Raw genomic sequence first — 26,264 nt, forward strand, 5'->3', positions numbered from 1 at the left:
ACTCCACGAGCGTGAGTAGGATCACGCTTCATTCGCGCGGCCAGGTAGGGCCGCACGTAGTGTCTGCTCACCCGCTCTCCAGGTCGTGAAGGTGGATGGATGACGGCTCCCACAATCGGGACGTTGCTTCTGCAGAACAGGTACGAGATCACCGCGGGTCCGCATACAGGTGATGGCGAATCCCAGGTCTGGGAGGCTTTCAGCGACGGCTACACGTACCTGCTCAAGACGTGGACGTACGAGGGTGAGCAACCGGACAGGGTGCAGCGCGCCCTCTGGGACCACGAACTGCGCACCCTGTACAAGATCGCGAGCAGTCCCAGGGCAGACGACGCCCTGGTCGTGCTGAAGGACGCCGGCCTCGACCGGGGACACAACTGCTTCGTCATGGTCCTGGAGGCGCCGGGCTACGAGCGCGTCGCCACCGCGCTACGACGCCGGGCACGCTACCCGTGGCTCTCGAACCGCGGGACAGCCGCCCGCGAACAGTTGTGGAACGGCTTACGGCGCGTCGCCACAGGGCTGAACCTGCTGCACGAGCGACAGGTCCTGCACCGGGGCGTGGACCTCGACTCCCTCTTCTTCGACGCGGACCTCGGTGCCGAATCCCTGCGGCTCGGCGGCTTCGAGTGGTCCGTCAAACTGGGCCGTCCGGTGGGGACCCGACCTCCTGTCGGCTGGCCGGTTCCACCCGAGCGCACCACGGGCGGCGTGACTGCCTGGCGTCAGGACGACGACTGGTTCGCCTTCGGCATCCTCTGCGCACGGCTGCTCCTCGACCTTGAACGCTTCACCACCAATTCCCCGCCCGAGCGTCACGCACGGGTGCTCAAGACCATCGACACCGCCAAGGCCGAGCTGACCGAGGCCGAACGCAAGCTGCTGCTGGACCTCGTCGCCGAAGACCCGCTGGAGCGCCTGACCGCGCCGTACGACATCATCGGCCGGATCCAGGACATCACTCGGGCCCTGGCCAACCCCCTGCGCACCCAGCAGGAGGACGCCCAGTACGTCCTGGCCCTCGATCTGCGGCGGCCGGAGTTCATCGATCACCTGATGGACAGCGGGCTGCGCGACCACCTGCGCCTCGACCCCATGGGGACCTTCATCCCTGGGGACCCGATCCACCGGAAGGAGGCGTGCGAGTTCGTCCGCCAGGACCTGCAGAAGCCCCTTCTGTACGCCGTCCCCAACAGGCCGTACTTCATCCTCGTCGGCGGCAGGCTCAGCCTGAGGATCACGCCGCACCGGGGGAAGGACGGCACGTCCAGCTGGCAGGTCGCGGACTGCCGGTCCGCCCAGCCGCTGCTCTACAGCGAGGGCGACGACAGCTTCCGCGAGCTCCCGCCTGGCCGCGTGTTCGCCTATGCCAGGGACGAGGTGGCCCGCGACCGTACGATCGCGCAAAACGCCACGTCGTGGGAGCTCGCGCTACCGAAGATCGATCGCAGTGCCCAGGTCTCGCGCGAGCTCGGCCGCTTCCACGAGTTCGTCCGCGTGAGCAATCAGATCGAGCTGCTCCTCCTCGACTCACAGATTTTCCCGTACGAAGTCGTCCGCCCCCCGTGGCAGGAGGACGGCGTGGAGCGGGCCGTGGTCAAGGAGCGCGCGCGCCCCGAAGGACACGAGATCTTCGAGCCGTTCCGCGTGGACTTGATCGACTTCCTGCAGAAGGAGGTACGGGGCAGCGACCGCAAGGTGATCCTGTCGGGAGCCCGCGACGGCGCCCGCCTCAAGCTCCCGCCCCGGGACCCCCAGTCCGACGACGACGGCAACGTGTGGCAGGTGGACGCCATGGACCAGGCGACCGAGTGCATCACGCTCAGCCGCCCGGGCCTGAGCAAAGGTCGGGTGAAGCTGGAGAAGGAGGGGTTCCTCCGCAGCGCTGGCATGCCCGGCCAGATCAGTCTGTTCCGGCGTCGCAAGAAGGCCATCGACGCCCTCGACCAGCACGGATACCTCCTGCGCTCGCTGGCCACCCCGAGCCACGTCCGCATGGACACCGGCGCCTCCGAGCTTCCCGTCGAGCTCGACCATGAACGGGTCGACGAGCCCAAGCGGGCCAGCATCGAGGACATCCTGCGGGTACGGCCCATCTACACGCTGCAAGGGCCGCCCGGCACGGGCAAGACCACCCTCGTCGCCTGGCTGCTGCGCGAGATCATCACAGAGGATCCCGTCGTCCAGGTGCTGGTCACGGCACAGGCCCACGGAGCCGTCGACGTGCTCAGGTCGAAGGTGGGTGAGGCGTTCCAGGACGTACCCGAAGCCGACAGGCCGCTACAGATCCGGCTGCGGGGTCCACACAAGGCCGGAACCACCCTGCCGGAGGACGGCGTCGAGGGCGTGGCCAGGCAGGTGCTCCAGCGCAGCATCTCCCAGCTCGAAGCCATGAGTTCGCCCAGCGAGGTGCAGCTCGCCTGGCTGGACGACGCGAAGGCCATGGTCAGCGAGATCAACATGATGCAGGAGCAGGGGGACCTCGGTCCCCGTTCGTCGGACTTCGTCGAGCTGGTCAAACGCGGCGCGAACCTCACGTACTGCACCACCAGCGCCGGCGACCTGGTCGCCCTCGCCGCTGGTCAGGCGTTCGACTGGTCGATCGTCGAGGAGGCGGGCAAGGCGCACGCGTTCGACCTCGCGCTGCCACTGCAGGCAGGTCATCGCTGGCTGCTGATCGGTGACCACAAGCAGCTGGATCCCTACCGGTACGAGGACTACCACAAGGGGATCGACAAGCTGGACCCGGTGGCGCACATCCTCGGCCGCCTCAAACCACGGGCTTCCGGCATGCTCGACCAGGAATGGCTCGACTCGTGGGAGCGCCGCAGCCAGGCGGACCGGGACGAGTTCCGCGAGTACTCCAAGGAATGGCTGAAGACCTTCCACCGTCTGTACGAGTACTGCGCCGTGGCCACGGGTGCGGACCGTCTCGTCACGGACACGGAGGCGAAGGGAGCGTCTGCGGGGCAGTTGATCGGCCAGCACCGCATGCACCCGGACATCGGACGGCTGATCTCCGAGGCTTACTACCAGGGGCGGTTGATGAACCGCACCCTGGACAAGCAGGGCGAACCGGTCGAGCGGGTGCGTCACGGTTTCCACACCCCGAGCGGCCTTCGTGACCGTGCCGTGGTCTGGCTCGACGTGCCGTGGTGCCGCAACGATGCCGCCACCCATGAGGTCGGTCCGAACAGCGGCCAGTCGAAGTACACCAATCCGTCGGAGGCCCGCGCGCTCGCCAACTTCCTCCGGACCCTCGGACCGGACGGCGGGTGTCAGGGCAAGCTCGCGGTGCTGGCCCCGTACTCACGGCAGGTGAGCCTGCTCAGCCAGCAGTTGCGGGACACTCCCCTCCCCGCCGGACTGCAGGTCCAGCCAGGTCTCAAGGCCGAAGCGAACAACAGCAACCGGTTCCCCGCCCACACGGTCGACTCCTTCCAGGGCAACCAGGCGGACGTCGTCGCCATCAGCCTGGTCCGCAACAACGAGAAGGAGATCGGTCACGGCCTGGGATTCCTCGACGACCCAGGCCGGATGAACGTGCTCCTCTCGCGGGCGGAGCGCCTGCTGATCCTCGTCGGGTCCTGGGACTTCTTCCTCCACCAGGTGCAGGCAGTACGTCTCGAAGACGAGTCCCAGCCCCTGTGGTCCTTCAAGAAGATCGTCACCCTGCTCGACGAATGGTTCCTGGATGGCAGGGCTCTACGTATCCCGGCTGACCTCAGGGAGCACTCGTGATCGTCCTCGTACCCGTGAGCATGTTCAGCGTCAACTTCAGCGTGGCCCGGGGCCGCCCGTACAGCCGTCTGGAGCGGCGGGTTCTGGAAGAGATCGCCGCACAGGCAGGTGTCGCCCCCGACCAGGGCGCGACCCTGACCTCTCTGTGCGACACCTTCCGCGTCCACGAACGGCTGATGGTCGAAGCCGTGGTGACCCTGGTCGGTGCGGGATGGGTCGCCGTCACCAGCGGCCGGGAGGCCACTTTCGTCCTCACCGACGAAGGGCAGCAGGCGTGCTTGTCCGGCAAGGACCCGGCATCGGTCGTCGTGGCTCCTGCCGCGCCCTGCACCGTGGTCCTCGATCGCACGGCAGGACAACTGGCCAGGCGAGGTGAAGTGCTGACCGTCTCGAAGCAGGAGGCACGGCCGGACCTCAACCCGTCCACACCCTTGCGCATCGTGCGCAACGCGCTGGACGAGTCCCAGATCCAGAAGCTACTGCCCCGAAATAGCGGCGAGTGGGTGCGCAGCATCGGACGGCCCCGGCTCGTGACGGTCGACCGATTCCTCCCCGTGCGCGTCGACCTCTCCGACCGGTTCATCACGGGGCTTCCTCGGGGCTGGCACCAGGCTCTGTCAGCCGAGATCCTGGCAGTGGCACAGGCCAGGAAGGAGGAGTTGGAGAGCGTCCCGGACGTCCAACCGGCGCCACAGGCGATCGCCGTGAAGGTGGCGCCTCCGGTACAGGCTCAGATGCCAGCCACCGGCCCCGGGCGCCGGCCGACACCGCTGAGCATCCTGGGGCGAAAGCCTGCGGCCGCCGCGCTCGGGGCCACAGCGGCACCCCAGACAAGCGCCCCCTTCCCTTGGCTCTACGGCACCGAACCCTTCGGAAGCAGCGATGACGGTCCCACGGACCAGTCGACCGAAGCGGCCCTGTTCTCGGAAGTGTCCGGCGAGGAGGCCCACCAACTCGTGATCGCCGAGGCACTGGCCACGGCGGCGAACCACGTCCTGATCGCCTCGCCCACGGCGAACATGGAGAGGCTGTTGAAGCTCGGCGACGCCATCCAGACTGCGGTGGCGCGCGGGGTGCGCGTGGACGTCCTCTACGGCGACACGGACGAGGGAACCAACCCACAGGACATCGTCGACCTGCTGCACCGGATCGGCTACCACGCCGTGGAACGGCTGGGCAGGGATCTCCTGAAGCCGGCCAAAGAACGGACGGGCAGCGGTGCGAGCCTCCTGATCTTCGACGGGAGGGACGGAGCGCTCGAAGCAGTCATCGGCAACTACGCCTGGGTTGGATCACCCGGTTCGGCGCGGGCACACTCCGCCCACATGGGCGGAACGGAGTTCATGGCCCAAGTGGCACGGGCAGCCGCAGGTCTGTGGACGTGGAGCGGTGATCCGGATTCCGCCGACCGCTGGCGACACGTGGCGGACCGCTGCCAGGACGAAACCGCCGTCTCCGAAGCCCGGGGCGACCGTTTGAAGGATCAGGTCCGCGCCGAGCTGATCGTGGACGACGAGCATGCACGGGTCGCGCAGGGCTCCAACGACGGTGTCCTGCGGGTTGGCGGCGCTCGCCGACACGAGAGTGGGTTCGCTGCAGGCTTCCGCGGAATCTCGGCGGCGATCCGCCGCCCGGATACCTTGGTCACGCCATAAGGGTGGTCCCCGGCGTCGCTGTGCATCACGGAAGCGTTGGGGGCTTCTAAACCAGGGGCGGCGGTCCGCGAAGTCGCTGCCTGCGGTTCACACCTCCGGAAGGATGTCCTCGGCGCGACGGCCGGCCACGAGGCGCGCAATGCGCTCGGTGACCGGCCACCCGGCCAGGCAGAGGCCGTCGCGGTTCTCGTAGACCATCGGGTCGCTTCGCAGCTCCGCAGCGTCCATACCGACCAGCCGGGCCCCCTCTTCGAGGCGGCTCAGTTCCAGGATTCCGGCGTCCGAGACACCTCGGCGCAGTCGCAGCTTGCTCCTCGGACGGACGAATCCGAGGACCATCCGCGCGGCCTCGAAGTCTGCGCTCCCACGCACCTCCCGCGACACCACGGCCAGCGCGAGCTCACTTGAATCGTCCGCACGAAACGCCTCAACGTCCTCCCAGCGCGCTACAAGACAGCTTGGGTTGACCCACTCCTGCAGCCCCGCGTCATCGCCTTCGAGGAACCGGACATGAAGCCAACCAGACCTGCCACGCCCACCCACGCGCACGATCTCGACCCTGCGAACCATGCTGCCCAGTTCCTTGGGCCTCGCTCGGAAGCCCCAGTGCTGACCCAACTCCATGTGTCCATTGAGCCAGGTCTGCTGCCCGTACGATGCGGACATCACCGAAAAAGGGCTGATGGAACCGCGCTCCTTCCTCGCCTGCCACCCATGCGCGGGTCGCGAGGAAGCCAGTCCGCCTGGCCGAGCTGCACGAGCGGGAAGTCTGGCGAGCTAGCAGCTCGGTCCGGCGGGGCATAGCCATGGGGATTCATCGGGGAGTAGGCCCGACCGACCGCTACACAGCGCCAAGGAGCGGAAAGCCTCGCCGAAATCGGACCTCAAAATTCATCCCTCGGGAGCGTCAAGAACAGCTTCCTCTACAGTTTTCTGCTCGGGAATGCCAGTTGACTTCCATTCGACATCACTGAGGTCGACCCCGAATCGACAATTTTCTTCCAGGAACACATCCTCACGGAACACCAGAACAGGCTTGGGCCCCTTCCCCGGACCTTTAGTTTCCTTCCAGATGATCTCTGCAGGACGATTCCGGAATTCTTTCAGCTTCGCATCGCGCTGATCACCCGAATCCATCAGCGAGATTTCGATGCCGTCCAGGATGAGCTCCTCCATTTCGACACCGCTGTAACTGCGGTTGCAGAGAAGCCCGGCCGCCCGCTTCCGCCCCGGATGGATCGAGTCCCAGACCGAGCGAGCATTCCTCCGACCCTGACCTGGCGGGTTTCCCCCGAATCCGGTCATCACGGTATTCCAGAGGACCGGACTGTAGGCGCGCAGAAGGGCCCGTTCGCCCAATACGATCCAGACATCATCGAGGGTCAGGTACCTGACGTCGAAGTCCGAATCCTGGAGATTGGAAGGCTCTTTAATGCTTCTACGGTGATCACTTATCCGGTCGAACAGTTTACGTTGAGTCAGGTTCGGCGGATCTCCGTAGCTACTATCACCAGCCGAAGCCTTCCCCACGTAAATGGGGATATCGGTGCCCTTCAGGCCCTTATAAATTGCAAGGTCGCCCTTGTAGTAGAGCGCATAGAGCCCGGCACCTGGGAACGGCTCTACCTGGTCCAGTGGCACCCGTGGACGACGGTCCATCTCCTCCCGGAGATTACGGCCGAGCAAGTCAAGGCCCAACGGATTGAACTGTGGGGATGCAGGGCTGGGAGCCATGGACGGGATCCTACCCACGGGCGGAGACTCCCCGGCCTCCAGGGATCAACAACCTGTCAGATTCCGGCCCGACGCCGAGCGCCGCCGATCCGAGCAAGCTGTGCACAATAGACGCATGTCATCCCGATTCGGGATGACTTATCGGCGAGCCCCGCACAGCACTTATCACCCTCGCGGCTGCCACGTCAGCGTCCTCGTGCTCCCAGATACGGACGACTGTCCAGCCCGCCTCTCGCAGGAGGCGATCCGTCTCCACGTCCCTGATTCGGTTGCCCTCGATCTTGCTTCGCCAGAACTCGGCGTTCTTATGCGACTCCCGAAGGTGGTCCGGGCAGCCGTGCCAAAAGCAGCCGTCGACGAACACCGCGACCTTGGGCCTAGAGAAGATCAGATCGGCGGTGCGGCGCAAGGTGGGCAGCGGACGTGCCGCCACGCGATAGCGAAGCCCCTGCTTGTGCAGCAAGGAACGGAGCCTCAGCTCGGGTCGGGTGTCCTTGCTCCGATTGGCCCGCATCACCGCGCGTACCGACGGCGAGGAAGCCCAGGAGCCTTCCGCCGGCGGTTCCTCGGTGAGAAGGCCCTTCTCCCAGGCCATCTTCCAGCCCTCGGCGAGGTTCGCGGCCCGGGTCTCATGCTCGACCTGCCCGAGGTAGCGGGCCGGAGATTTGCCGCCATCGGACCAGCGCAGGTACGCGCGGATGCGTCGCGTGTCGGGAAGTACCTTCAACTCCACCGACGCCCGGGCGAACCGCCCCTCGCCAAGATCCACAGAGCGCCTGTGGCGACCACCCGCAGCTCGGTCCTGTTCGGCCGCGATGACAGCCCGGGCCCTACCAGCCCGCCCTTTCCACGCCCGGTCCGGCGGCGAGTCGTGCTTCCAGCCGCTCTGCACCCTGCTGGTGGGCCCGGTCACTTCTGTCGCTCCTCCGCCTCTTCCAGGACGGTGGCGACCGCCTTCGCGAAGACCTCGCCAAGGGCAACGGGCACGGCATTGCCGAGCTGGCGCATCTTCTCCCCCCGGGGGCCCTTGAGCTCCCACGTGTCGGGGAACGTCATGACGCGCGCGGTTTCGCGGACCGTCATGTACCTGTACTTGTACCGGACGCCACCCTGAGCGGCCTTGTCGGCCACCAACTCGTCCAGGAGCATGACCGACTCGCCGCCGGGCACACCGTGAACGCCGGCCTTGACAGTCTTCGCCGGGCGGTCGAGTTCGTTGGGGGTGTGCCCGTCGTAGATCCGGGCACCGGGCCAGCCGATGTGTTCCGTGAACCCGCCGAGGAAGTGCTCGGTGCGGTCCAGCCACTCGTCCGGCACATCCGGCAGGGGCTTGTTGTCGCCGATGCCGGCGATCGCGTCACGCAGGGTGTACCAGGGGAGCAGGCCGTCGTCCATCGGCATGGTCTTCGGGAGCCGGGCCATGACCCACTCGCGCACATGGGTGGGCACATCCGCGTGCCGCTCCCAGTAGCTCCCGTCCTCCATGGACCGATGGAGAGCAGACTCGGAGTGCGTCGGCTTCACGAGCTCCTTGAACAGCTCAAGGTCGACGTTCAGGTCGCGACGGAAAGCAACGATGATCACACGGTTGCGGATCTGAGGCACCCCGTAGTCGGCAGCGTTCACCGGCATCATGACGATGTCGTACCGCTTCTTGGGGTCGTCCGGCTCCTTCTCCCGCCGCTCCAGCAGGTACTCGTAGTGCTGCTCCCAGGTACGGTCGCCTCGCTCCTCGAAGGGCAACTCCAGCTCGCGCTGGATGTAGTCGAAGTAGCGGCGGAACGATGGCCTAAGCAGGCCGCGCACGTTCTCGCAGATCACGGCCTTCGGCTGGATCTGTTGGACGGCCTTGAACATCTGGGGAAACATGTTCCGCTTGTCCTCGTCGCCCTTGGCGACGCCGCCGAGGCTGAACGGCTGGCAGGGAGGACCGCCGGCGAGCACGTCCACCTGGCCCGCCAGATAGTCCATGTCGAGCTCTTGGACATCGCCCGCGACGAGGGGCACCTTCTCGTCAGGCCCGGGGGCTCGGGTCGGCTTCTGGCCGTCGGGCAGCCGCTGGGCCCCGTTGGCCTCCAGGGTCTCGCATGCCCGCTTGGCGAACTCATTGAAGAGCAGGGGGCGGAATCCGGCGCGGTGGACAGCCATGGCCAGACCGCCAGCGCCCGCGAAGAGTTCGACGCCCGTGCGGTCCTTCTTTGATCCTTCTTGCAGTTCAGCCATTCAAAAAGCATACCGCGGAGTTGTAGATCTTCAAGCCATTTCGAGGTGAAGGTTCGGCCACATGTGCAGGCCACCGATAGGGTTTCCGGGATCATGTCGACCAAGGGAGTGGACGAATGGTGCCGGTGGTGGGCTCCGAGGACGGGACGCAGTACCACAAGGACTTCACCCTGAGCATTACCAAGGCGCTCGGCGACCAGTTGGCGTACGCGCTGAAGAAGCTTGGCCGGGCGCCTCTCTCCGAAGAGAGCATCGCGCGACTCAAAGAGAAGCCCGGGGTCTACCAGCTCTACCTGAACGGGAAGTTCGTCTACGTCGGCAAGGCCGACAAGTCGCTGCCGGCCCGCCTCGGCAACCATCTGCGCAAGATCTCTGGGCGTCGCAACATCTCCCTGGATGAGATGGCCTTCTCGTGTCTGTACGTGGCGGAGGACTTCTCCGCCCTCGCACCCGAGCAGCTGCTCATCACCCACCACAAGGGACAGGGCGACATCCCCTGGAACAACAACGGCTTCGGCAACAAGGATCCGGGCCGTCAGCGAGACAGCACGGTCCTTAAGCGGAATCACTTCGATGTTCTGTTCCCCATTGACCTGGACCGGCCGATCGAGGGTCTGCAGGCTGGCGAGACGACGCTGCATGAACTCCTAGAAGCGATCAAGGCTGGCCTCCCGTACATCTTCAGGTATGGAAAGTCGGCGGAGTTCAAGGCTCGAAGCGTTCACGTGCCATCGGCCGCGATGACCGCCGACGAGGTCTTCCAGCTGATCTCGGCGGAGATACCGGACAAGTGGCAGGTCGCCGCCCTCATGGGTTACGTGATCATGTACGACGACAGCCCCAATACGTACAGGAGCGCGTGGCGGTACTACCGCCATGGCGAGCGCATCAGCGCCGTGCCTGAGGCGGACCCGGCGGGGGTTGTCGAAGCCGAGCCACCGTCGATGGATGACTGACCAGCTGACACAGACCAGCACCACAGTCAGCAGCCGAAGCGGCGGCCGTAGATCGCGAAAGTTCCGGTGCCACACTGACGGGATATTCAGGGAGCCGGCCGAGACCACCGTCTCTGAAGCCGGCATCGTCGAGATCCCCTTGGGGGTACTCGCGGGGGCCGGGCTGTCGCCAGGAGCAGCCGTCGTCGTGTACAGCGACGGAGATGGGCGCATCGTTGTCCGTCGGAAGGAAGATGCGATCCGCGACCTGCTGGAGAACGGTTCGCTGTGATCCAACGGCGGCCACGTGGTTGCAGTTCTGGTTACATTCACCCCCGTCTGGCCCCGTTCGGACAGAGCCACCCCGAACGCTCCGCCACAGGTCAGGACACCTACGACCCCCGCCGGACCCCCGTACGAACATTTGGAAAGCGTGTTGGGGGCAACCCCTCACGAGTTCGAATCTCGTATCCTCCGCCAGTGCCTCACGGGGCCCTTCTTCGCTGTCCGTCTCAGTTTCCGTCTCAGTCGCTCCGCGAGCAGCGTGGGACGCGCCCCTCTACCCGGGCACGTCGGCTGCTTTGGGTCGAATCAGTCGGGAGGCGGTCCAGGCTCCCGCCGTGACGGTGCCGGTCTGCGACAGGCCGGCGGCCGAAGCGGCTTCTTCGATCTCGCTGGGCTCCAGGTGGCCGGGCTTGCCGGGGTTCGGCGTCAGTACCCAGACGTGGCCATCGGCGGAGAGCGGGCCGGCCGCCTCCGTCAGGATGTCGACGAGGTCACCATCGGCCTGCCGCAACCACAGGAGCACGACGTCGACCGCGCCCTGATGGTCGTCGCTGACGAGGCTGCCGCCGACGGCTTCCTCGACCGACTTCCGCAGGCTGTCGTCGACATCGTCATCCTCTCCGAGCTCCTGCACCACCAGGCCGTGGGAAATCCCCAACCGAGCGCCGTGATCGACCTCTTCGGGCTCAGCAACAGATGTCATCGTGCTCCCCTCCCCCGTCGTGAAGGCAACGCGTACCCGTTGACCGACCAGGATGACAGCCTCGGCCCTCGCCCGAGCCGCGTCAGGCCTTCATGGCTGGGAGGTCTTCCCCGACGCCGGTGCCGAGGAGGTCGAAGACGTACGTGGCCTCCGGGGCCACGGCGGCCGCGATCCGGTCGTTGGACTCCCCGGCCAGGGTGAGTTCCTGGATGCGCCGGAACAGCAGGCGGTGCGCTGCCCCCAGGAGCGCGGCGGCGGCCCGGGGGGCGATGGCCGGCGCGGCGGCGGGGGCGTCGGCCGCGAGCGCCGCGGCGAGGGCCTCCTCCCGCAGGTCGTGCAGTTCGCGCAGCCGGGCCGTGAGGGTGGGGCTGTCGGCGATCATGCGGGCGAACTCCGGACCGGCGAAGCCCGCGACGGGGTCACACTGCTCGACCGCCGCGACGAACTCACGCCGCAGCGCCGCGAGCGCCGACTCTCCCGCCGCCCGGTCGGCGACCGCGCGCGCCAGGGACGCGGTGAACGCCTCGTGGTGGTCGAGGGCCAGGTCCTCCTTGCGCGCGAAGTAGTTGGTGACCGTCTTCTTGGCGACGCGGGCCGCCGTGGCGATCTCGGCGATGGTCGTCTGCTCGAAGCCCTGCTCCATGAAGAGCCGGGTGGCGTGGTCGGAGATCAGCTGCCTGGTCTCCTGCTTCTTGGACTCGCGGAGTCCCATGCTCTCGATACCCATGGGCGAATCTTACACTCGTCGCAAATTTAGTCTTGACGCACCCGGAAGTCCGTGCATAAAGTTACGTCCGTTGCAAAAATCGCCTCGTAGGACGACACGGGAAGAGACCACCTGTTGCGAAAGCTGAACCCCACCGCGCTCCCCCTCGGCACGCTCACCACACTCGCCCACGCGCCGCTCGCCCACGCGCCGCTCACGGTCACACCGCTCACCACCGCCGGGACCACGCCCCTGGCCGCCGCACCGCGCCCGCTCCGCGAGCTGCCCCGTACCGGCCGCCGCGAGGCGCCTGCCCGCACCCGGACCCACGCGCCGCGGCGTACGTACTGACCCCGGTCGTACCGACCCCGGTCGTACTGACCCGGGTCAGCCCCTCGGGTCGTCACACCGAGCCAGAGCACCGCACCGTCGCCCGTACCCCCACGCCCGCGCACACGCCCACCTGCCGAGGAGCCGCCGTGAACGTCTCTACCTCCACCCTCTCCCTCACCGTCGCCGACGTGGACGCCTCCCGGGAGTTCCTCACCACCCACCTCGGCTACCAGGTGGCCATGGCCGCCGACGGTTTCGCCTCCCTCACCCGTGAGGACGCCGCCGTCGACATCGTGCTGCTCGGCCGCGGCACCGAGGTCCTCCCGCCCGAGCAGCGCGACCAGCAGGCGGCCGGCCTGATCCTGGCGTTCACCGTCACCGACCTCGCGGCGGAGGAGGCCCGCCTGCGCGCCGCGGGCGCCCCCATCACGATGCCGCTTCGTGAAGAGCCCTGGGGGGAGCGGCTGTTCCAGCTGACCGACCCCAACGGCGTCGTCGTCCAGCTCGTCGAGTGGGTCACGCCGGGCACGTCCGAGACCCCTGACACCGATGACGCCCGGACCGAACAGGAAGAGGCTCCCGCCGTGCACGTGATCAGCCCCTCGGACGAGACCGTCACCGTCTCACCCAACGCGACCATGACCGGCCTCGCCGCCCCGAGCCGCGGCAGCGCCGAACTCAGCACGTGGACGGTCGAGATGGCCGCCGGAGCCACCGGGCCCGAACACACCATCAGCCGCGAACAGGTCTGGACGGTCACCGCCGGCTCCCTGGAAGTCACCTGCGACGGCCGCACCGAGAAGGTCGCGACCGGACAGACCGTCGTCCTCCCGCCGGACCTGGTCCGCCGGGTCCACGCCCCCGAGGCGGCGGAGGCGCACGTCGCCATGCGCGCGGACGCCCACGCCACCGTCCCGGGTACCGAGGGCACGCGCACGCTCCCCTGGGCCGAGTAACACCGGGTACGCGCGCGCGTGGGCAGGGCGTGCCCCACGCCGGAGGGCCGGACCGCATCAGCGGTCCGGCCCTCCGGCGTAAGCGTGTTCCGTGCCGGCTCGCCGCCCGACTAGACGGGGCAGGGCCGGTACTCGAGGCTGAGTTCGCGGTCGACGGCGTAGCTGGTCCGCATCGACGCGTCGATCACCTGCGGCCAGGACCCGTACTTGGCGTAGAGCTGGTCAGCCGTGGGGCCGAGCGGGTTCCCGTACTTGGCGATGTTCCGCTCTTCCAGGATCCGCACCTCCTCCGGGGACATACCGGCGCGGGTGATCTCCTTCGCCTGGTTCCGCATGTCGACCAGCTCACGGGCGATCTCCTCGTCCGAGGAACCCGCCTCACGCATGGCGGCCTCGGTACGGCGCATGTCGTCCAGGAGCCCGTGGTACCGCATCCGGGTCCGCTGGGCCTCGACCTTCTCGTCCATCGGCAGGACGCGGATCCGGCACACGACGGGGTCCGTGCTGGGACAGGGGTCGTCGGCGGATACGGGCCGGGCGAGCGGGGCCGTGATGACCGAACCGCAGGCCTCGACGGCACCGGCGACGGAGGCGCCGGCCGTACCCAGCAGCGCGACGGCGGCCACGAACGGGACGAGGGCGCGCCGCAGCAACGAGGAGGAGGGGGCGGAAGGAGAGGAAGAACGCATGCGCGCATCTTTGAGGCCGCCGACACCTCCTTCGCGCAGGCGCACCGTTGATCACTCCTACGGGAAGGCGCCGATCACGCCGTCAAGGGGCGTCATTCACTGGATCGAGGGGTGATGAGAGGGAGGGACGTTACTGCGGTCACCGGTGTGTAGTGATGCCGATACTTTCTGTGATGACCAGTCGGCTCGACCAAACAGGGGTTATCGATGAGGAAGTTGGCTACGGCAGTGGTGGCTGCGGGGCTGTTCTTCGGGGGGATGGGGGTGGCGGTTGCGGACTCGTGGCGTTCCGTCGCCGAGCCCATTACGACCACAGGCGGTCAGTTCAGCAAGATCGAGTACAGGTGGGAGCCCGCCGGCGCGAAGCACGGCGCCTTTCACTTCCGTGGGTACTTGCATGACGGCGACCACAACGACGGCCACAACATGTACCTGGAGGTGAGGCCGCACGCCTACCCGTGGCAGCGCTTCAAGGGCGTACAGAAGCGCAGCGTCCGCCTGGAGGCATCCGTCCACGACGGTGCAACCCGCTACACCAACTCGGCTGACATGCGACTCTGCCGTGACCGTGGGGCACTTCGGCCGAACAACTGCTCGCATATTCAAGCCTTCAAGCGCTAGCAGCCGACCGTTTGGGGAGCCGTCGACCAGCGGCTCCCCTCTCCATATCTTCATAGGGAGTGCGGACCACGATGGACGTCATTCTCCGCGCCAAGGGCGTGGACCTCTTCTACGGCACTGAGCAGGCCGTCAGTAGCGCCGATTTCACGCTCAAGCGTGGCGAAGTGGCCGCAATCATGGGCAGCAGCGGGTCGGGCAAGTCTTCTCTCTTGTACTGCCTCGCCGGAGTCCTGCCCCCTTCCCGCGGGGCCGTGACTTTCGACGGGGTGCAGCTCTCCACCCTTCCTGATGGGGAGCTGAGCGCCCTGCGCCGTACGCGCCTCGGCTTCGTCTTCCAGTACGGAGAGCTCCTTCCGGAACTGACCGTCGAGGAGAACGCAGCGCTTCCCCTCCGGCTCGCCGGCATCAGCAAGACCCATGCCCATGCAATGGCCGGCCAGGTGCTGGGGCGACTCGGGCTGGGCGATCTTCTGCGGCGCAGGACCTCGAAGCTGTCGGGTGGCCAGAGCCAGCGTGTGGCTGTTGCGCGGGCCCTGGTTCACCGACCGGACGTGGTGTTCGCGGACGAGCCGACCGGGGCGCTCGACAGCGCCAACGCCGCTGCCGTGCTGGACGAGTTTCTTCAGCTCGCGCGAAGGCAGAAGACGGCCGTGGTCATCGTTACCCACGACGCTGATGTGGCCGCCAAAGCCGATACGCAGTACACGATGACGGATGGTGTTCTGGCTCAACGGGTGGCGGTGTGAGCCCGTTTCTTCTCGGAATGCGCCTGCTGTGGGGCAGCGGGAGCCGAGGGCAGGCCCGTTTTCTCCTGATGGCCTTCGGCTCGGCCCTCGGAGTGGCGTGCCTTGCCGCTGTGCTGACCATTCCGTCCATTCTCACCGCCCATGATGCCCGGACGGCCGCCCGCACTCCGGACTCCGGTACAAGTAACGTCGTCTACCAGGAGTTTCGCGACCCCTACGGGTCCCAGCCGCTCCACCGTGTGTTCGTCGCACGCACGAGCCCTGGCCCCACTCCCGTGCCTCCAGGCGTCTCCGGGCTTCCTGATGCTGGCGAGGCGATCGTTTCACCGAAACTCGCCGAGGTGATCGCCGCCAACCCGAAGGCAGCCGGACTTGTCCCGGGTCGTGTATCGGGAATCATCGCGCCGGAGGGGTTGGGCGACACCGAGGATCTTTACGCCTACATCGGTACCACTCCGGCTGAGCTGACCGGAGCGGAGGAGTTGGGAAGCTTCGGCACCAACCGATCGCGGCGCGAGATCGTCGAGCCGTCGACCCTCACCGTTCTCCGATTCACCCTCGGGTGCATCGTGCTGCTTCCCCTCGTCATCTTCCTCTCCGTCTGCGCCCGACTCTCCGGTGAATCCCGCGCCCGACGGCTCGCCGCCCTCCGCCTCGTCGGGCTCAGCGAGAAGGACACTCTGCGGGTAAATGCGGGAGAAAGCGCTGCTGCCGCCGCAGTGGGAGCCGTACTCGGAGTCGTGGGGTATTTCGCAACCAACGAAGTCATGGCACGCGTCGGGTTGCCCGGACTGCACTGGTATCCGACGGATGGCCGACCGACGGGCATGACCCTTACGGCATGCCTGCTGGGCTGTCCGACGCTCGCCTGGTTCGTAGGGCAGTCCAGCGCGCGCCGAGCCGCCCAGTCTCCGATCAGCGTGCGCCGGACCGGGGAAGGGAAGCGACCGAAGAAGTTGGGGATGCTGCTGTTGGTCCCCGGCGTCGGGGTCATCGGCGGGTACTGCGTGCTCAGCATGATGGGCCGGGACCCCTCAGGAGGGTCGGCCAACTCCGTATTGGTGCCTGGTGCCGTTCTGCTGACCGGTGTGGGGCTCGTGTTCGGCCTGGCGCCTATCACCGCGTGGTTGGCTCGGCGGCTGGCGGGAACGGCCAAGTCACTGCCGATGGCATTGGCGATGCGTCGTACGGAGGTCGATCCCGGGTCGTCGTTGCGGGTGGTTACGGGCCTCGTCCTGCTGGTGTTCGGAACGTCGCTCACTCAAGGCGTGCTCGTCGAACTGGACCAGGTGAGCCGCTCCACCAGTCCCGTACAGGAGTACGCGATTCCGTTCAGCCACCTGGATGCCCGTCAGCAACTTGAGGCGACCAAAGTGGCAGGTGTCCGCACCCATGCGATGTCCTCGACGTCCCGCCATACATCCTCTGAAGATGGCAGTCCTCGAACGTACGCTGTGGTTGCCACCTGTCAGCAGCTGGCCGCTTTCGTCGAGCAGGCGGAGGGATGCATCGACGACAAGGTCCTCCGAATCCAGGATCAGGATTTCTCCATCGACGCCGACGCCGTGCCGGGCAAGAGCTTTCCGTTCCTCCTGAGTAATGGGCGCAAGCTTGACGTCACTGTCCCAGACGCAAGCGTCGCGGTTCGGTCCTACCAGCCCTCCAAGTTCTCCGGGCCAAGCTTGCTCATTCCCCCGTCGATGCTCCCCAGCGGAACGGTCATGGCAGACGGCAACCTCGTTCTCCTGAGTGACGCCGACCCCGCCACCGTCCGTTCCGTTCTCGACGGGATCGGGGCCATCGCTCCCACCGCCTCCGTCGACCCCGTCGGGATCGTCATCGACGCGCTCGCTCAGCTCAGCGTCATCCGCAGTCTTCTCTTCGTCGGGATGGTGCTCGGGCTCGTCATCGGGGTCGCCGCGTTCGTCGTCTCCGTGGCTGATCGGGCCATGGAGCGGCGCGGGCAGGTTGCCGCGCTCGTGTTGTTGGGGGCTCGGGCCGGGACGTTGCGGGTGGTGCAGGTCGTGCAGGTGTTGCTGCCGCTGGTGGTGGGGCTGGGGGCGGCGGTCGTTACCGGGTGGCTGGCCGAGTCCAGCTACCTGATCACCGGGGGCGGTGCCGTGCACTGGGACTGGGACGGGCTGCCCTTGCTGCTCGTCTCTGCGCTTGGGGTGCTGTTCGCGGCCGGGGTCGCCTCCGTACCCATGGTGCGGCGGCACGTCGATCCCGAGCACATCCGGCGCGATTAGTTTCCGGGCGGGTGACGGTCTACCCGTCGTCGCACCATCACTCACCCAGGAGAGCACCATGGCCGAGAGCGTCGTCAAGGGTCCTGCCGCGTACTTCCCCTCCATCGAGAAGAAGTACGGGCGGCCCGTCTCCGAGTGGCAGGAGCTCATCCGTTCCTCGCCGCTCACCAGGCACATGGAGCTCGTCAGCTGGCTGAAGGCCGAGTACGGGATGGGTCACGGGCACGCCAACGCGCTCGTGGCCCATTTCCTCGCCGAGGGGAAGTAGCCCCGCGCGCTCACGCCGTCAGCTCGTGGGACGTGCGGGCGTCGACCCGGCTCGTCAGCGCCGCCGTCGCCACCGCCGTCACCGTGCCCGCCACCAGGGCCGTCCACCAGAGGATCGTCGGGCCGATGGTCGTGTACACGGCGACCCCCAGGGTGAGGGCCGCGAAGCGGGCCACTCCCCATGTCCAGCTGAAGGCGCCCTGGTAGCGGCCCCTGGCGTGGGCCGGGGCAAGGTTGGCGACGACGCCGGCGGCGATTCCGGCGACCACGACCTCGCCCAGGGACCAGACCACGACCGAGACCGTGTATCCCACGATGCCGTCGGCCAGGCCCGTGAGCGCCACCCCGACGGCGATGAGCGTGCCGCCCGCGCCCTGGACCACGAGCTGCGGGGACCGGGCGAGCCAGGCGGTCGACAGCGGCTGCAGGGCCACGACCAGGATCGCGTTGACCGCGGCCATCGCCCCGTACACCGCCGGTGAGAGTCCGCTGTCGTGGACCGCGAGCGGCAGGGCGACCTCGGTGAGCGAGTACACGAACAGCTGGACGCCGAGGAGCGGGAACAGGAGGAGGGCGAGGCGGTCGCGGAGGACCACTCCGTAGCCGAGGCCGTCCTTCTTCTCCTCCGGCTGGCGCGCGGTCGTCGTGCGCTTCGCCTCCGGCAGACGGACGGCGACGACCAGCGCGTAGGCCAGCATCGAGCCCGCGTCCACCGCGAAGAGCAGCCAGTAGCCGTGGGCCGCCAGGAAGCCGCCGAGGACGCCCGCGACGGCGGCGCCGATGTTCACGCCCCAGCCGAACAGGGCGTACGCGCGTCGGCGGCGTTCGCTGTCGACGGCGTCCGCGAGGAGCGCGAACGCCGCCGGGGACACCGCGCTGCCCGCAGCGCTGATCAGCAGCGCCGCCGCCGCCATCGTCCACACGCCGGGGGCGAGGAACAGCGCGCCCTGCGCGGCCGAGGCGCCGACCAGGCCGATGAGCATGGTGGGGCGGCGGCCCAGGCGGTCGGCGAGGACGCCTCCCACGGCGGGGCCGAGGAGGTTGCCCGCACCGAGGGCGCCGAGGACGTATGAGGTGTCGGCGCCGGTCACTCCGCGCGAGGCGAGGAAGAAGACCAGGAACGGGGTGACCAGGTAGCCGAGGCGGTTGACGATCGTGCCGGCGAAGATCGTCCAGACGACCGGCGGGAGGTCGCGGAAGGAGGAGGGGATGAGGGAGGACGGGGTGGCTGAGGACCGGGTGTCTGAGGGCATGGGAGGAGATTCGTCGAGTGGGGTCGCCCCCTCCAATGATTAAGCTCAGGCCGAATCCAACCCCCTGAGCGGATCGCTTTCCCTCCCACCGGCGCGCACCCCTAGGACATCGCACGTGGAATCCGGGCTCACCTTCTCCGCCGCCGACCTCGCCCAGACGCGCTTCGCGGTCTCTCCCATGTGGGAGGTCGTCACCAGTTTCCGCGTCCTCGCCCGTCGGCCCGACTCCGTCCCGCACCAGCGCTGGATCGCCCAGGTCAGGCCCCGGATCGTGCGGGCCGGGATCGACCGTGGCTGGCTCGCCGCGCTCGTTCCCGCCCGGGGCTACCTCGTCGACTTCCTCAATCCCACCCCCGCCGGGCCCTTCCCGACCCTCGACGCCGAGCTCGACGCCATCCGCCGGACCCCCGCCGAGCGGGTGCGGAGCGATCTCGACATGCTGGCGAAGGAGAGGGAGGGGGAACGGGGTGCCGGTCGGGCGCGGCTTCTGCGCGACGATCCCGCCGCCGCCCTCGTGAAGGTCGCCGACGAGATCGAGACCTACTGGGAACTCGCCCTCGCCCCCTACTGGGCCCGCGTCCAGCAGGTCCTGGAGGCCGATGTCTTCCATCGGGCCCGGCAGGTCGCCGAGCACGGTTCGGCCCGGGTCCTGAGCGAACTCCACGAGACCGTGCGGTGGGACGACGGCACCCTGCGTCTCGTACGGCGCCACTGCTCGATCAGCCGCGATCAGGTCGGCTCCGGGCTGCTGCTGGTTCCGTCCGTCTTCGCGTGGCCCCGGGTCCTCACCCGGTCCGTCCATCCGGATCCGCCGCAACTCGGCTATCCGGCAAGGGGTTTCGGGGCCGTATGGGAGCCTCGTACCACTGACGCCGTGGAAGCCGTCGCCGCCGTGCTGGGGCGCTCCCGCACCCTGCTCCTCAGCGAACTCGACACCCCCGCCTCCACCACCCGGCTCGCCGCCCACTGCGGCCTCTCCGCCGCCGGTGTCTCCCAGCACCTCATCGCTTTGCGGAACGCCGGGCTCGTCACCGCCCACCGCAGCGGACGCTCCGTCCTCTACGCCCGTACCGCCCTCGCCGACCGGCTCCTCGACCCGTGATCGGTCAAAGGACCGGTCACGGGACCGGGCGATCATGGGGGATGACTTCTTTCTCTCCGTCCGAGCGGTTCGTGGTGCGTGACGGTGTACGGCTGCGCTGCCACGACTGGGGTGGCTCAGGGACCGACGTGCTCCTGCTTCACGGGCTCGCCGGGCACGCCGGTGAATGGGACGCCCTCGCCCCGCTGCTGCGGGACTCCGGTCACCGCGTCGTCGCGCTCGACCAGCGTGGGCACGGCGGCAGTGAGCGGCATCCCGGGGACGTCTCGCGCGCCGCGTACGTGGCCGACGCCGTTGCCGTCGTCGAGGAACTGGGCCTGCGGTGCCCCGTGTTGGTCGGACAGTCGCTCGGCGGGAGCACCGCCCTGCTCACCGCCGCCGCCCACCCCGGGCTGCCGCGCGCCCTCGTCCTCGTCGAGGCCGGGCCCGGCCGGGCCGGTCCCGGTGTCCAGGAGCAGATCGGGGGCTGGCTGCGGGCCTGGCCGGTGCCGTTCCCCTCACGGGAGGCGGCCGCCACGTACCTCGGCGGCGGCAGGCAACCCGTGGGCGAGGGCTGGGCCCGTGGGCTGGAGGAGCGTGCCGACGGGCTGTGGCCGCGTTTCGACCCCGACGTGATGGTGCGGTCCCTCGACGAGAACGTCACCCGCGACTTCTGGGGCGAGTGGACCGCCGTCTCCTGCCCCACCCTCGCGGTCCTCGGCCAGGGCGACCAGGGCGGGATCATCGGCGGCGAGGAGTACGCGGAGATGGTCCGGCTCCGGCCCGGACTGCACGGCGCCTGCCTGCCCGGCACCGGGCACGACCTGCACCTCGAGCGGCCCGAGGTCCTGCACCGGTTGATCGTCGGATTCCTCGGCGGCTCCGGGTTCACCGGCCCGTGAGTCTCCTCTTGCCTTGGAGTGCACTCCAGTTCCTAGAGTGCCGCCCATGCGCTATCGGATACTCGGCGGGACCGGGATCGAAGTCAGTACGTACTGCCTCGGCACGATGATGTTCGGCGCCGTCGGCAATCCGGATCACCAGGACTCCGTACGGATCATCCACGCCGCCCTCGACCAGGGCGTCAACTTCGTGGACACCGCCGACATGTACTCGGCCGGCGAGTCCGAGGAGATCGTCGGCAAGGCTCTGCGCGACCCGGTCCGCCGCGAGGCGACCGTGCTCGCCACCAAGGTGTACTTCCCCGTCGGCGGCGAGGGCCCCAACCGGGGCGGCACCTCCCGCCGCTGGATCACCCGGGCCGTCGAGAACAGCCTCAAGCGGCTGGGCACCGACTGGGTCGACCTCTACCAGGTCCACCGGCCCGATCACCGTACGGACATCGAGGAGACCCTCGGCGTCCTCGGCGACCTCGTCACCCAGGGGAAGATCCGGGCTTTCGGCTGCTCCACCTTCCCCGCCGAGGAGATCGTCGAATCCCACGCCGTCGCCGAGCGGCGCGGGCTGCGCCGCTTCCGCTCCGAGCAGCCGCCGTACTCGCTGCTCGCGCGGGGCGTGGAGGCCTCCGTCCTGCCCGTCGCACGGCGGTACGGAATGGGCGTGCTGACCTGGAGCCCGCTCGCCTCCGGCTTCCTCACCGGCAAGTACCGCAAGGGGCAGCCGATCGACCTCACCAGCGGACGGCCCGCGCTCACCCCGCACCGCTTCGACCCGGCGCTCCCCGGCAACGCCGCCAAGCTCGACGCCGTCGAGGAGTTCGTCGCGCTCGCGGACGAGATCGGGTGCACCCTGCCCGAACTCGCCATCGCCTTCCCCGCCGCGCACCCGGCGGTGACCTCGGTGATCATCGGGCCCCGGACCATGGAGCAGCTGGAGGGGCTGCTGAAGGGCGCTCCTGTGCTGCTCACGGACGAGATCCTGGACCGGATCGACGCGATCGTGCCGCCGGGGACCAACCTCTACCAGCCGGACGGGGCCTGGCGACCGGCCTCCCTCACCGAACCGGCCGCGCGCCGAAGGCCGTTGGAGGAGCGCGCCGCCTCCTGACGCGGCTCGCCCGGCCGGCGGTGAACCGGCCCGGGCGCTCGCGCTCGTCCGCGACAGTATGGGGATGAGCGTGAGCATGAACGTGGGTACGGGTGGGACGAGGACGATCTACGCCGCCGAGCGCCGGGCCCGGCTCGGCGTGCGGCACCGGCTGGCCGGCGGCGCGCGGGCCGGGTCCGCCGAGGAGGTCGCGGACGCGCTCGTGGCGCTGCACGGGACGGACCCGGCAAGCGTGTTCCTCGCGGTGGGGGCGCGGCTGACCGGGCGGGACGGCCCCGTCGCGGCCGTCGAGCGGGCCCTGTACGAGGAGAGGTCGCTCGTCCGGATGCACGGCATGCGGCACACGCTCTTCGTCTTCCCGGCCGCGCTCGCCGCCGCCGTCCAGGCGTCGACGACCGATCCGGCCGCCGTCCGTGAACGGGCCGCGCTCCTGAAGCACTTGGCGGCCGGCAGCGCCTTCGGCGTCGAGTGGCTGGCGGAGACCGAGCGGCTCGTCCTCGCCGAGCTGGCCGTACGGGGGGAGGCGACCGGCGCGGACCTCGGTACGGCCGTACCGGTGCTGAGGTCGACGTACGTGTACGGGCCGGGTACGCGCCAGGAAGGCGTCCAGTCCGTCGCCAGCCGGGTGCTGCGCGTGCTCGGCATGGAGGGGCGGATCGTACGGGGCCGGCCGCAGGGGACCTGGACGTCGAGCCGCTTCCGCTGGGCGCCCGCCGTTCCGCATTCGCCGTGGGACCCGGCGGAGGCGCGGGCCGAGCTGATCCGGCGGTGGCTCGGGGCGTGCGGGCCGGCGACCGAGGCGGACCTGAAGTGGTGGACGGGGTGGAAGGTCACCGACGTGCGCCAGGCGCTCGCCGCCGTCGGGGCGCTGCCGGTGACGCTGGAGGAGGGGACCGGTTTCGTCCTGCCGGACGACCTCGGGCCCGTACCGGAGCCGGAGCCGTGGGCGGCGCTGCTGCCCGCGCTCGACCCGACGCCGATGGGCTGGCAGGCCCGTGACTGGTACCTGGACCCGGAGCACCGGGCCGCGCTGTACGACCGCAGCGGGAACATCGGGCCGACCGTGTGGTGGAAGGGCCGGATCGTCGGCGGCTGGGCGCAGCGACCGGACGGCAGGATCGTCCACCGGCTCCTGACGGACGTGGGCGCGGAGGCGGAGCGGGCGATCGGGGCGGAGGCGGAGCGGCTCGCGGGCTGGGTGGGGGGCGTACGGGTGACGCCCCGCTTCCGTACGCCGCTGGAGCGGGAGCTCGCCGGCCCGGCGTGACCTGCCCGGGAGGGCGGGGGGCCTCAGTGGCTCATTTGCGTACGTACAGGCCCGGCACACCCAGGTCGGCGAGGCCGTCGAGGACCAGGTCGACGCCGACGGCTGCCAGCAGCAGGCCCAGGAGGCGGCCGAGGAGCTCGATCGTGGCGTGGTGGGTGCGGCGCAGGATCCGCGCCAGCAGCAGGACGCAGACCAGGTCGAGGGCGATGACGGTCACGTACGCGCCGACCACCGTGGAACGCCAGCTGAACGAGTCGCGGGCGGCGGCCTCGATGAGGACGGCGGTCATCGCGAGCGGGCTCACGACGTACGGCATCAGCAGCTCGCGCACACCGCTGACCAGGTCCGGGGCGTCCTGGTGGGTGGTGTCGGAACCGAGGTGGAGGCCGAGCACGAGCCCCACGGCGTAGATGAAGAAGATGACGCCGCCCGCGAGTTGGAGCGCGGGAGTGCTGATGTGGAAGAGGTCGAGCAGCCACGGGGCCGTGATGCCGGTGACGAGACCGACGAGGACGGCGGCGCCGGAGGAGATCAGGGCGATGGTCCGCAGCTGGGCGGCGGGGTGCACCTGGGCGAGGCCGGCGAAGGCGAGGAGGACCTTCGGGGGGCCGACGACGGAGAAGAAGGCGATGAAGGCGGCGGAGAAGCTGAAGGCGTTCACACCGGAATCATGGTGCGGTCGGGTGATTTCTCCCGTTTTTCGGGCTGGCGCCCGCGCGGTGTCGAGAACCCGCCCCCCGGCTCCGACTCTTCTGCGAGAGGCAGTACCACCCGCAACCGAGGAGGACGTCATGAAGTACCTGGTGATGGTGCAGGGCGCACAGGCCGACTACGAGGCCATGACGGGCCGCCCCACCGCGAGCAGCCCCGCCTGGAACAAGGCGGACCTCACCGCGATGTTCGACCACATGAACACGCTCAACGAGGAACTGACGGCATCCGGCGAGATGCTCGACGGCCAGGGCCTCGCCGCCCCCGACACGACCCGGTTCGTGACGGTGGACGGTGACGGCAAGCCGGTCGTCACGGACGGCCCGTACGCGGAGACCAAGGAGGTCATCGCCGGTTACTGGGTCCTCGACTGCGCCTCCCTCGACCGCGTGACGGAGATCGCCGCCCGGGTGGCCCGCTGCCCGCAGCCGGCCGGAGCCCCTGAGTACCCCGTCGTCATCCGCCCGATCGACGAGACCGGACCTACCCAGGACTGAGGCGCACGGGCGGGAAGGGGGGAGACGGAAGCTCTCCCCCCACCCTCCCGTCGCGGACACTGGACGGACTGTCGTCGGCTCGGTCGGCGGCGGCTGAGTCAGTGCATTCCGTGCGGGCCTCCCGTCAGGTGGGGGCGGCCTCTGGGGATGAGGAGGGGGGCGGCGAGGGCGGTGGTCGCCGCCGCCGCGGCGCAGAGGGTGAAGGCGGTCGTGAGGCCGTTCGGGGTGGGGGCCGTGGCGCCCAGGGCGACCGTGGAGACGACCGCCACGCCGATGGAACCGCCCAGTTCGTGGAACGTGTTCACGATGCCCGACGCGAGGCCCGCCTCGTGCGGGGTGATCAGGCCCAGGGCCGTCGTCGTCGCCGTGACGAAGACCGCGCCGAGGCCGAGGGACGCCGTCGCGAGGGCCGGCAGGAGGGTGGTCCAGGGGCCCGAGTCGGGGCTCAGGAGCGCGAGCGGCAGGCAGCCGAGGGCCGCGACCGCCATGCCGCCCGTCGCGCAGGCGCGGGGGCCGGCCGTCGCCACCAGGCGTGAGCCGAGGTGGGCGCCGATCGCCGTGGTGAGGGCGACCGGGAGGAAGAGGAGGCCGGTGCGGAGGGCGTCGAGGCCGTGGACGTGCTGGAGCCGCATCGAGCCGAGGAAGAAGAACGAGATCAGCAGCGCCGTCGCGACGAGCATGAGGAACGAGCCCGCGACGACCGGTCGCCGGGTGAGCATCCGGACGTCCATCAGGGGGGTGCGGCTCCTCCGCTCGGCCGCCGCGAAGGCTCCGTAGAGGGCGAACGCGCCGAGCAGCGGGAGGAGGGTCGCGGCCGACGTCCAGCCGGAGTCGCCCGCCCGGACCAGGCCGTAGACCAGAGCGCCGGTCGCGCTCGTGACGAGGAGCGCGCCGGGGACGTCGAGGCCGCCCGTGCTCCGCTTCACCGCTGTGGTCCTCGGGACGGTCCTCGGGAGCATGACGAGCAGGGCCAGGCCCACCGGCACGTTCACGTAGAAGATCCAGGGCCATCCCGGCCCGGCCGTGAGGGCACCGCCCAGCAGGACGCCCACGGCCGAGCCCGTACCGCCGATGGCCGCCCAGACGCCCAGGGCCTTGGGCCGTTCGCGGCCGTGGAACAGGGTGGCGACCAGGGCGAGGGCCGCAGGGGAGAGGAGCGCGGCGCCGATGCCCTGGGAGACGCGGCCGGCGAGCAGGACGGTGGCGTTCGGCGCGAGGCCGCAGGCCAGGGACGCGGTCGTGAACACGGCGAGGCCGGTGAGGAGTACGCGGCGGGCGCCGAGGGCGTCGGCGAGCCGGCCGCCGAGCAGCATGAGCCCGCCGAAACAGAGGGTGTACGCGGTGACGACCCAGGTCAGGGCGGTGCGATCGAGGTCGAGGTCGGCGGCGAGGGCGGGCAGAGCGACGTTCACGACCGTCACGTCGAGGATCAGCATGAACTGGGCCGCGCAGATCATCGCCAGGGCCGTCCAGCGGCGGGGGTCGGGGGGCGGCTGGACGGGGAGAGGGGTGGAGCCCGGGCCCGGGGCGTGGGCAGGGGAGGGTGCGGAAGAGTGGGTGGGCATAACTGAACTGTACGGGACAGTACAATTGAACTCAAGAGTA

General features: G+C 69.0%; 24 protein-coding genes and 1 pseudogene. 15 read left to right on the forward strand and 10 right to left on the reverse strand.

Features of this window, described 5'->3' with window-relative positions; genetic code table 11:
- The first annotated feature begins 99 nt into the window (after nt 1–99).
- Together IO20_RS0107720 and IO20_RS0107725 are read left to right on the forward strand one after the other, a co-directional pair.
- Nucleotides 100–3,741 carry an AAA domain-containing protein gene (locus IO20_RS0107720; RefSeq protein WP_078945970.1) on the forward strand — a complete coding sequence of 1,214 codons (3,642 nt, stop codon included), beginning with the start codon at nt 100–102 and terminating at the stop codon, nt 3,739–3,741.
- The gene (locus tag IO20_RS0107725; protein WP_030549620.1) at nt 3,738–5,396 is read left to right on the forward strand and encodes a phospholipase D-like domain-containing protein; all 1,659 of its coding nucleotides are present in this window, start codon (nt 3,738–3,740) and stop codon (nt 5,394–5,396) included. The genes IO20_RS0107720 and IO20_RS0107725 overlap by 4 nt, the downstream gene beginning before the upstream one ends.
- Nucleotides 5,397–5,486: 90 nt before the next feature.
- On the opposite strand, the pseudogene IO20_RS0107730 reads toward IO20_RS0107725, so the two are convergent.
- The 4 genes and pseudogenes from IO20_RS0107730 to IO20_RS0107740 form a co-directional block, all read right to left on the reverse strand.
- Nucleotides 5,487–6,020, reverse strand: a pseudogene (locus tag IO20_RS0107730) (PE-PGRS family protein); the annotation flags it as partial.
- Between the two features lie 267 nt (nt 6,021–6,287).
- On the reverse strand, nt 6,288–7,130 hold the full coding sequence (locus IO20_RS38335) for an Eco29kI family restriction endonuclease (RefSeq protein WP_078945971.1): 843 nt from the start codon (nt 7,128–7,130) through the stop codon (nt 6,288–6,290).
- A gap of 118 nt (nt 7,131–7,248) precedes the next feature.
- On the reverse strand, nt 7,249–7,899 hold the full coding sequence (locus tag IO20_RS42140; protein ID WP_342668741.1) for a very short patch repair endonuclease: 651 nt from the start codon (nt 7,897–7,899) through the stop codon (nt 7,249–7,251).
- 140 nt (nt 7,900–8,039) lie between these two features.
- Nucleotides 8,040–9,353, reverse strand: a complete 1,314-nt coding sequence (locus IO20_RS0107740; RefSeq protein ID WP_030549623.1) for a DNA cytosine methyltransferase — start codon at nt 9,351–9,353, stop codon at nt 8,040–8,042.
- 116 nt (nt 9,354–9,469) lie between these two features.
- Here IO20_RS0107740 and IO20_RS0107745 point away from each other — a divergent pair, with 116 nt between their 5' ends.
- Entirely contained in the window at nt 9,470–10,309 is an 840-nt protein-coding gene (locus IO20_RS0107745) for a GIY-YIG nuclease family protein (protein WP_051874432.1), read from the forward strand.
- On the forward strand, nt 10,302–10,580 hold the full coding sequence (locus IO20_RS0107750; RefSeq protein ID WP_245684891.1) for an AbrB/MazE/SpoVT family DNA-binding domain-containing protein: 279 nt from the start codon (nt 10,302–10,304) through the stop codon (nt 10,578–10,580). Before IO20_RS0107745 ends, IO20_RS0107750 begins: the two co-directional genes overlap by 8 nt.
- A 267-nt stretch (nt 10,581–10,847) precedes the next feature.
- Here the strand turns inward: IO20_RS0107750 and IO20_RS0107755 are convergent, their stop codons facing one another.
- Together IO20_RS0107755 and IO20_RS0107760 are read right to left on the reverse strand one after the other, a co-directional pair.
- A complete protein-coding gene (locus IO20_RS0107755) occupies nt 10,848–11,276 on the reverse strand; it encodes a DUF3052 domain-containing protein (RefSeq protein ID WP_030549626.1) in 429 nt (142 codons plus the stop codon).
- Between the two features lie 82 nt (nt 11,277–11,358).
- Nucleotides 11,359–12,003, reverse strand: coding sequence for a TetR/AcrR family transcriptional regulator (locus IO20_RS0107760; protein WP_030549627.1), 645 nt, complete (start codon nt 12,001–12,003; stop codon nt 11,359–11,361).
- Nucleotides 12,004–12,117: 114 nt separating this feature from the next.
- On the opposite strand from IO20_RS0107760, the gene IO20_RS0107765 reads away from it, so the two are divergent.
- Together IO20_RS0107765 and IO20_RS0107770 are read left to right on the forward strand one after the other, a co-directional pair.
- A complete protein-coding gene (locus IO20_RS0107765; RefSeq protein ID WP_030549628.1) occupies nt 12,118–12,333 on the forward strand; it encodes a hypothetical protein in 216 nt (71 codons plus the stop codon).
- Nucleotides 12,334–12,461: 128 nt separating this feature from the next.
- Complete coding sequence (locus tag IO20_RS0107770; protein ID WP_030549629.1) at nt 12,462–13,271, forward strand: VOC family protein; 810 nt, start codon at nt 12,462–12,464, stop codon at nt 13,269–13,271.
- 110 nt (nt 13,272–13,381) lie between these two features.
- Here IO20_RS0107770 and IO20_RS0107775 read toward each other — a convergent pair whose 3' ends face one another.
- Complete coding sequence (locus IO20_RS0107775; RefSeq protein WP_051874433.1) at nt 13,382–13,960, reverse strand: hypothetical protein; 579 nt, start codon at nt 13,958–13,960, stop codon at nt 13,382–13,384.
- Nucleotides 13,961–14,167: 207 nt separating this feature from the next.
- Here IO20_RS0107775 and IO20_RS0107780 point away from each other — a divergent pair, with 207 nt between their 5' ends.
- From IO20_RS0107780 to IO20_RS0107795, 4 genes are all read left to right on the forward strand, one after another.
- Nucleotides 14,168–14,581: a hypothetical protein gene (locus IO20_RS0107780; RefSeq protein WP_030549631.1), complete on the forward strand. Its 414-nt coding sequence runs from the start codon at nt 14,168–14,170 to the stop codon at nt 14,579–14,581.
- A gap of 71 nt (nt 14,582–14,652) precedes the next feature.
- Nucleotides 14,653–15,327 carry an ABC transporter ATP-binding protein gene (locus tag IO20_RS0107785; RefSeq protein WP_030549632.1) on the forward strand — a complete coding sequence of 225 codons (675 nt, stop codon included), beginning with the start codon at nt 14,653–14,655 and terminating at the stop codon, nt 15,325–15,327.
- A 17-nt stretch (nt 15,328–15,344) separates the two neighbouring features.
- Complete coding sequence (locus IO20_RS0107790) at nt 15,345–17,576, forward strand: FtsX-like permease family protein (protein ID WP_106978585.1); 2,232 nt, start codon at nt 15,345–15,347, stop codon at nt 17,574–17,576.
- Nucleotides 17,577–17,634: 58 nt separating this feature from the next.
- Nucleotides 17,635–17,844 carry a DUF4287 domain-containing protein gene (locus IO20_RS0107795; RefSeq protein ID WP_030549634.1) on the forward strand — a complete coding sequence of 70 codons (210 nt, stop codon included), beginning with the start codon at nt 17,635–17,637 and terminating at the stop codon, nt 17,842–17,844.
- A 10-nt stretch (nt 17,845–17,854) separates the two neighbouring features.
- Here the strand turns inward: IO20_RS0107795 and IO20_RS0107800 are convergent, their stop codons facing one another.
- Nucleotides 17,855–19,096 (reverse strand): MDR family MFS transporter, encoded by a 1,242-nt coding sequence (locus IO20_RS0107800; RefSeq protein WP_051874434.1) that lies wholly within the window; start codon nt 19,094–19,096, stop codon nt 17,855–17,857.
- 115 nt (nt 19,097–19,211) lie between these two features.
- Here IO20_RS0107800 and IO20_RS0107805 point away from each other — a divergent pair, with 115 nt between their 5' ends.
- The 4 genes from IO20_RS0107805 (at nt 19,212) to IO20_RS0107820 (ending at nt 23,451) form a co-directional block, all read left to right on the forward strand.
- Nucleotides 19,212–20,198: an ArsR/SmtB family transcription factor gene (locus tag IO20_RS0107805; protein WP_030549636.1), complete on the forward strand. Its 987-nt coding sequence runs from the start codon at nt 19,212–19,214 to the stop codon at nt 20,196–20,198.
- A 41-nt stretch (nt 20,199–20,239) separates the two neighbouring features.
- Nucleotides 20,240–21,079, forward strand: coding sequence for an alpha/beta fold hydrolase (locus IO20_RS0107810; protein WP_030549637.1), 840 nt, complete (start codon nt 20,240–20,242; stop codon nt 21,077–21,079).
- Between the two features lie 46 nt (nt 21,080–21,125).
- Complete coding sequence (locus IO20_RS0107815) at nt 21,126–22,184, forward strand: aldo/keto reductase (protein ID WP_030549638.1); 1,059 nt, start codon at nt 21,126–21,128, stop codon at nt 22,182–22,184.
- A gap of 64 nt (nt 22,185–22,248) precedes the next feature.
- Nucleotides 22,249–23,451: a winged helix DNA-binding domain-containing protein gene (locus IO20_RS0107820; protein WP_245684892.1), complete on the forward strand. Its 1,203-nt coding sequence runs from the start codon at nt 22,249–22,251 to the stop codon at nt 23,449–23,451.
- Between the two features lie 31 nt (nt 23,452–23,482).
- Here the strand turns inward: IO20_RS0107820 and IO20_RS0107825 are convergent, their stop codons facing one another.
- The gene (locus tag IO20_RS0107825) at nt 23,483–24,112 is read right to left on the reverse strand and encodes a MarC family protein (protein WP_030549640.1); all 630 of its coding nucleotides are present in this window, start codon (nt 24,110–24,112) and stop codon (nt 23,483–23,485) included.
- A 130-nt stretch (nt 24,113–24,242) separates the two neighbouring features.
- On the opposite strand from IO20_RS0107825, the gene IO20_RS0107830 reads away from it, so the two are divergent.
- The gene (locus IO20_RS0107830; protein WP_030549641.1) at nt 24,243–24,659 is read left to right on the forward strand and encodes a YciI family protein; all 417 of its coding nucleotides are present in this window, start codon (nt 24,243–24,245) and stop codon (nt 24,657–24,659) included.
- A gap of 98 nt (nt 24,660–24,757) precedes the next feature.
- On the opposite strand, the gene IO20_RS0107835 is transcribed toward IO20_RS0107830, so the two are convergent.
- Nucleotides 24,758–26,224: a DHA2 family efflux MFS transporter permease subunit gene (locus IO20_RS0107835; RefSeq protein ID WP_030549642.1), complete on the reverse strand. Its 1,467-nt coding sequence runs from the start codon at nt 26,222–26,224 to the stop codon at nt 24,758–24,760.
- Between the last annotated feature and the right edge of the window lie 40 nt (nt 26,225–26,264).

Source organism: Streptomyces exfoliatus, from assembly GCF_000725545.1.
Classification (GTDB): Bacteria; Actinomycetota; Actinomycetes; order Streptomycetales; family Streptomycetaceae; genus Streptomyces; species Streptomyces exfoliatus.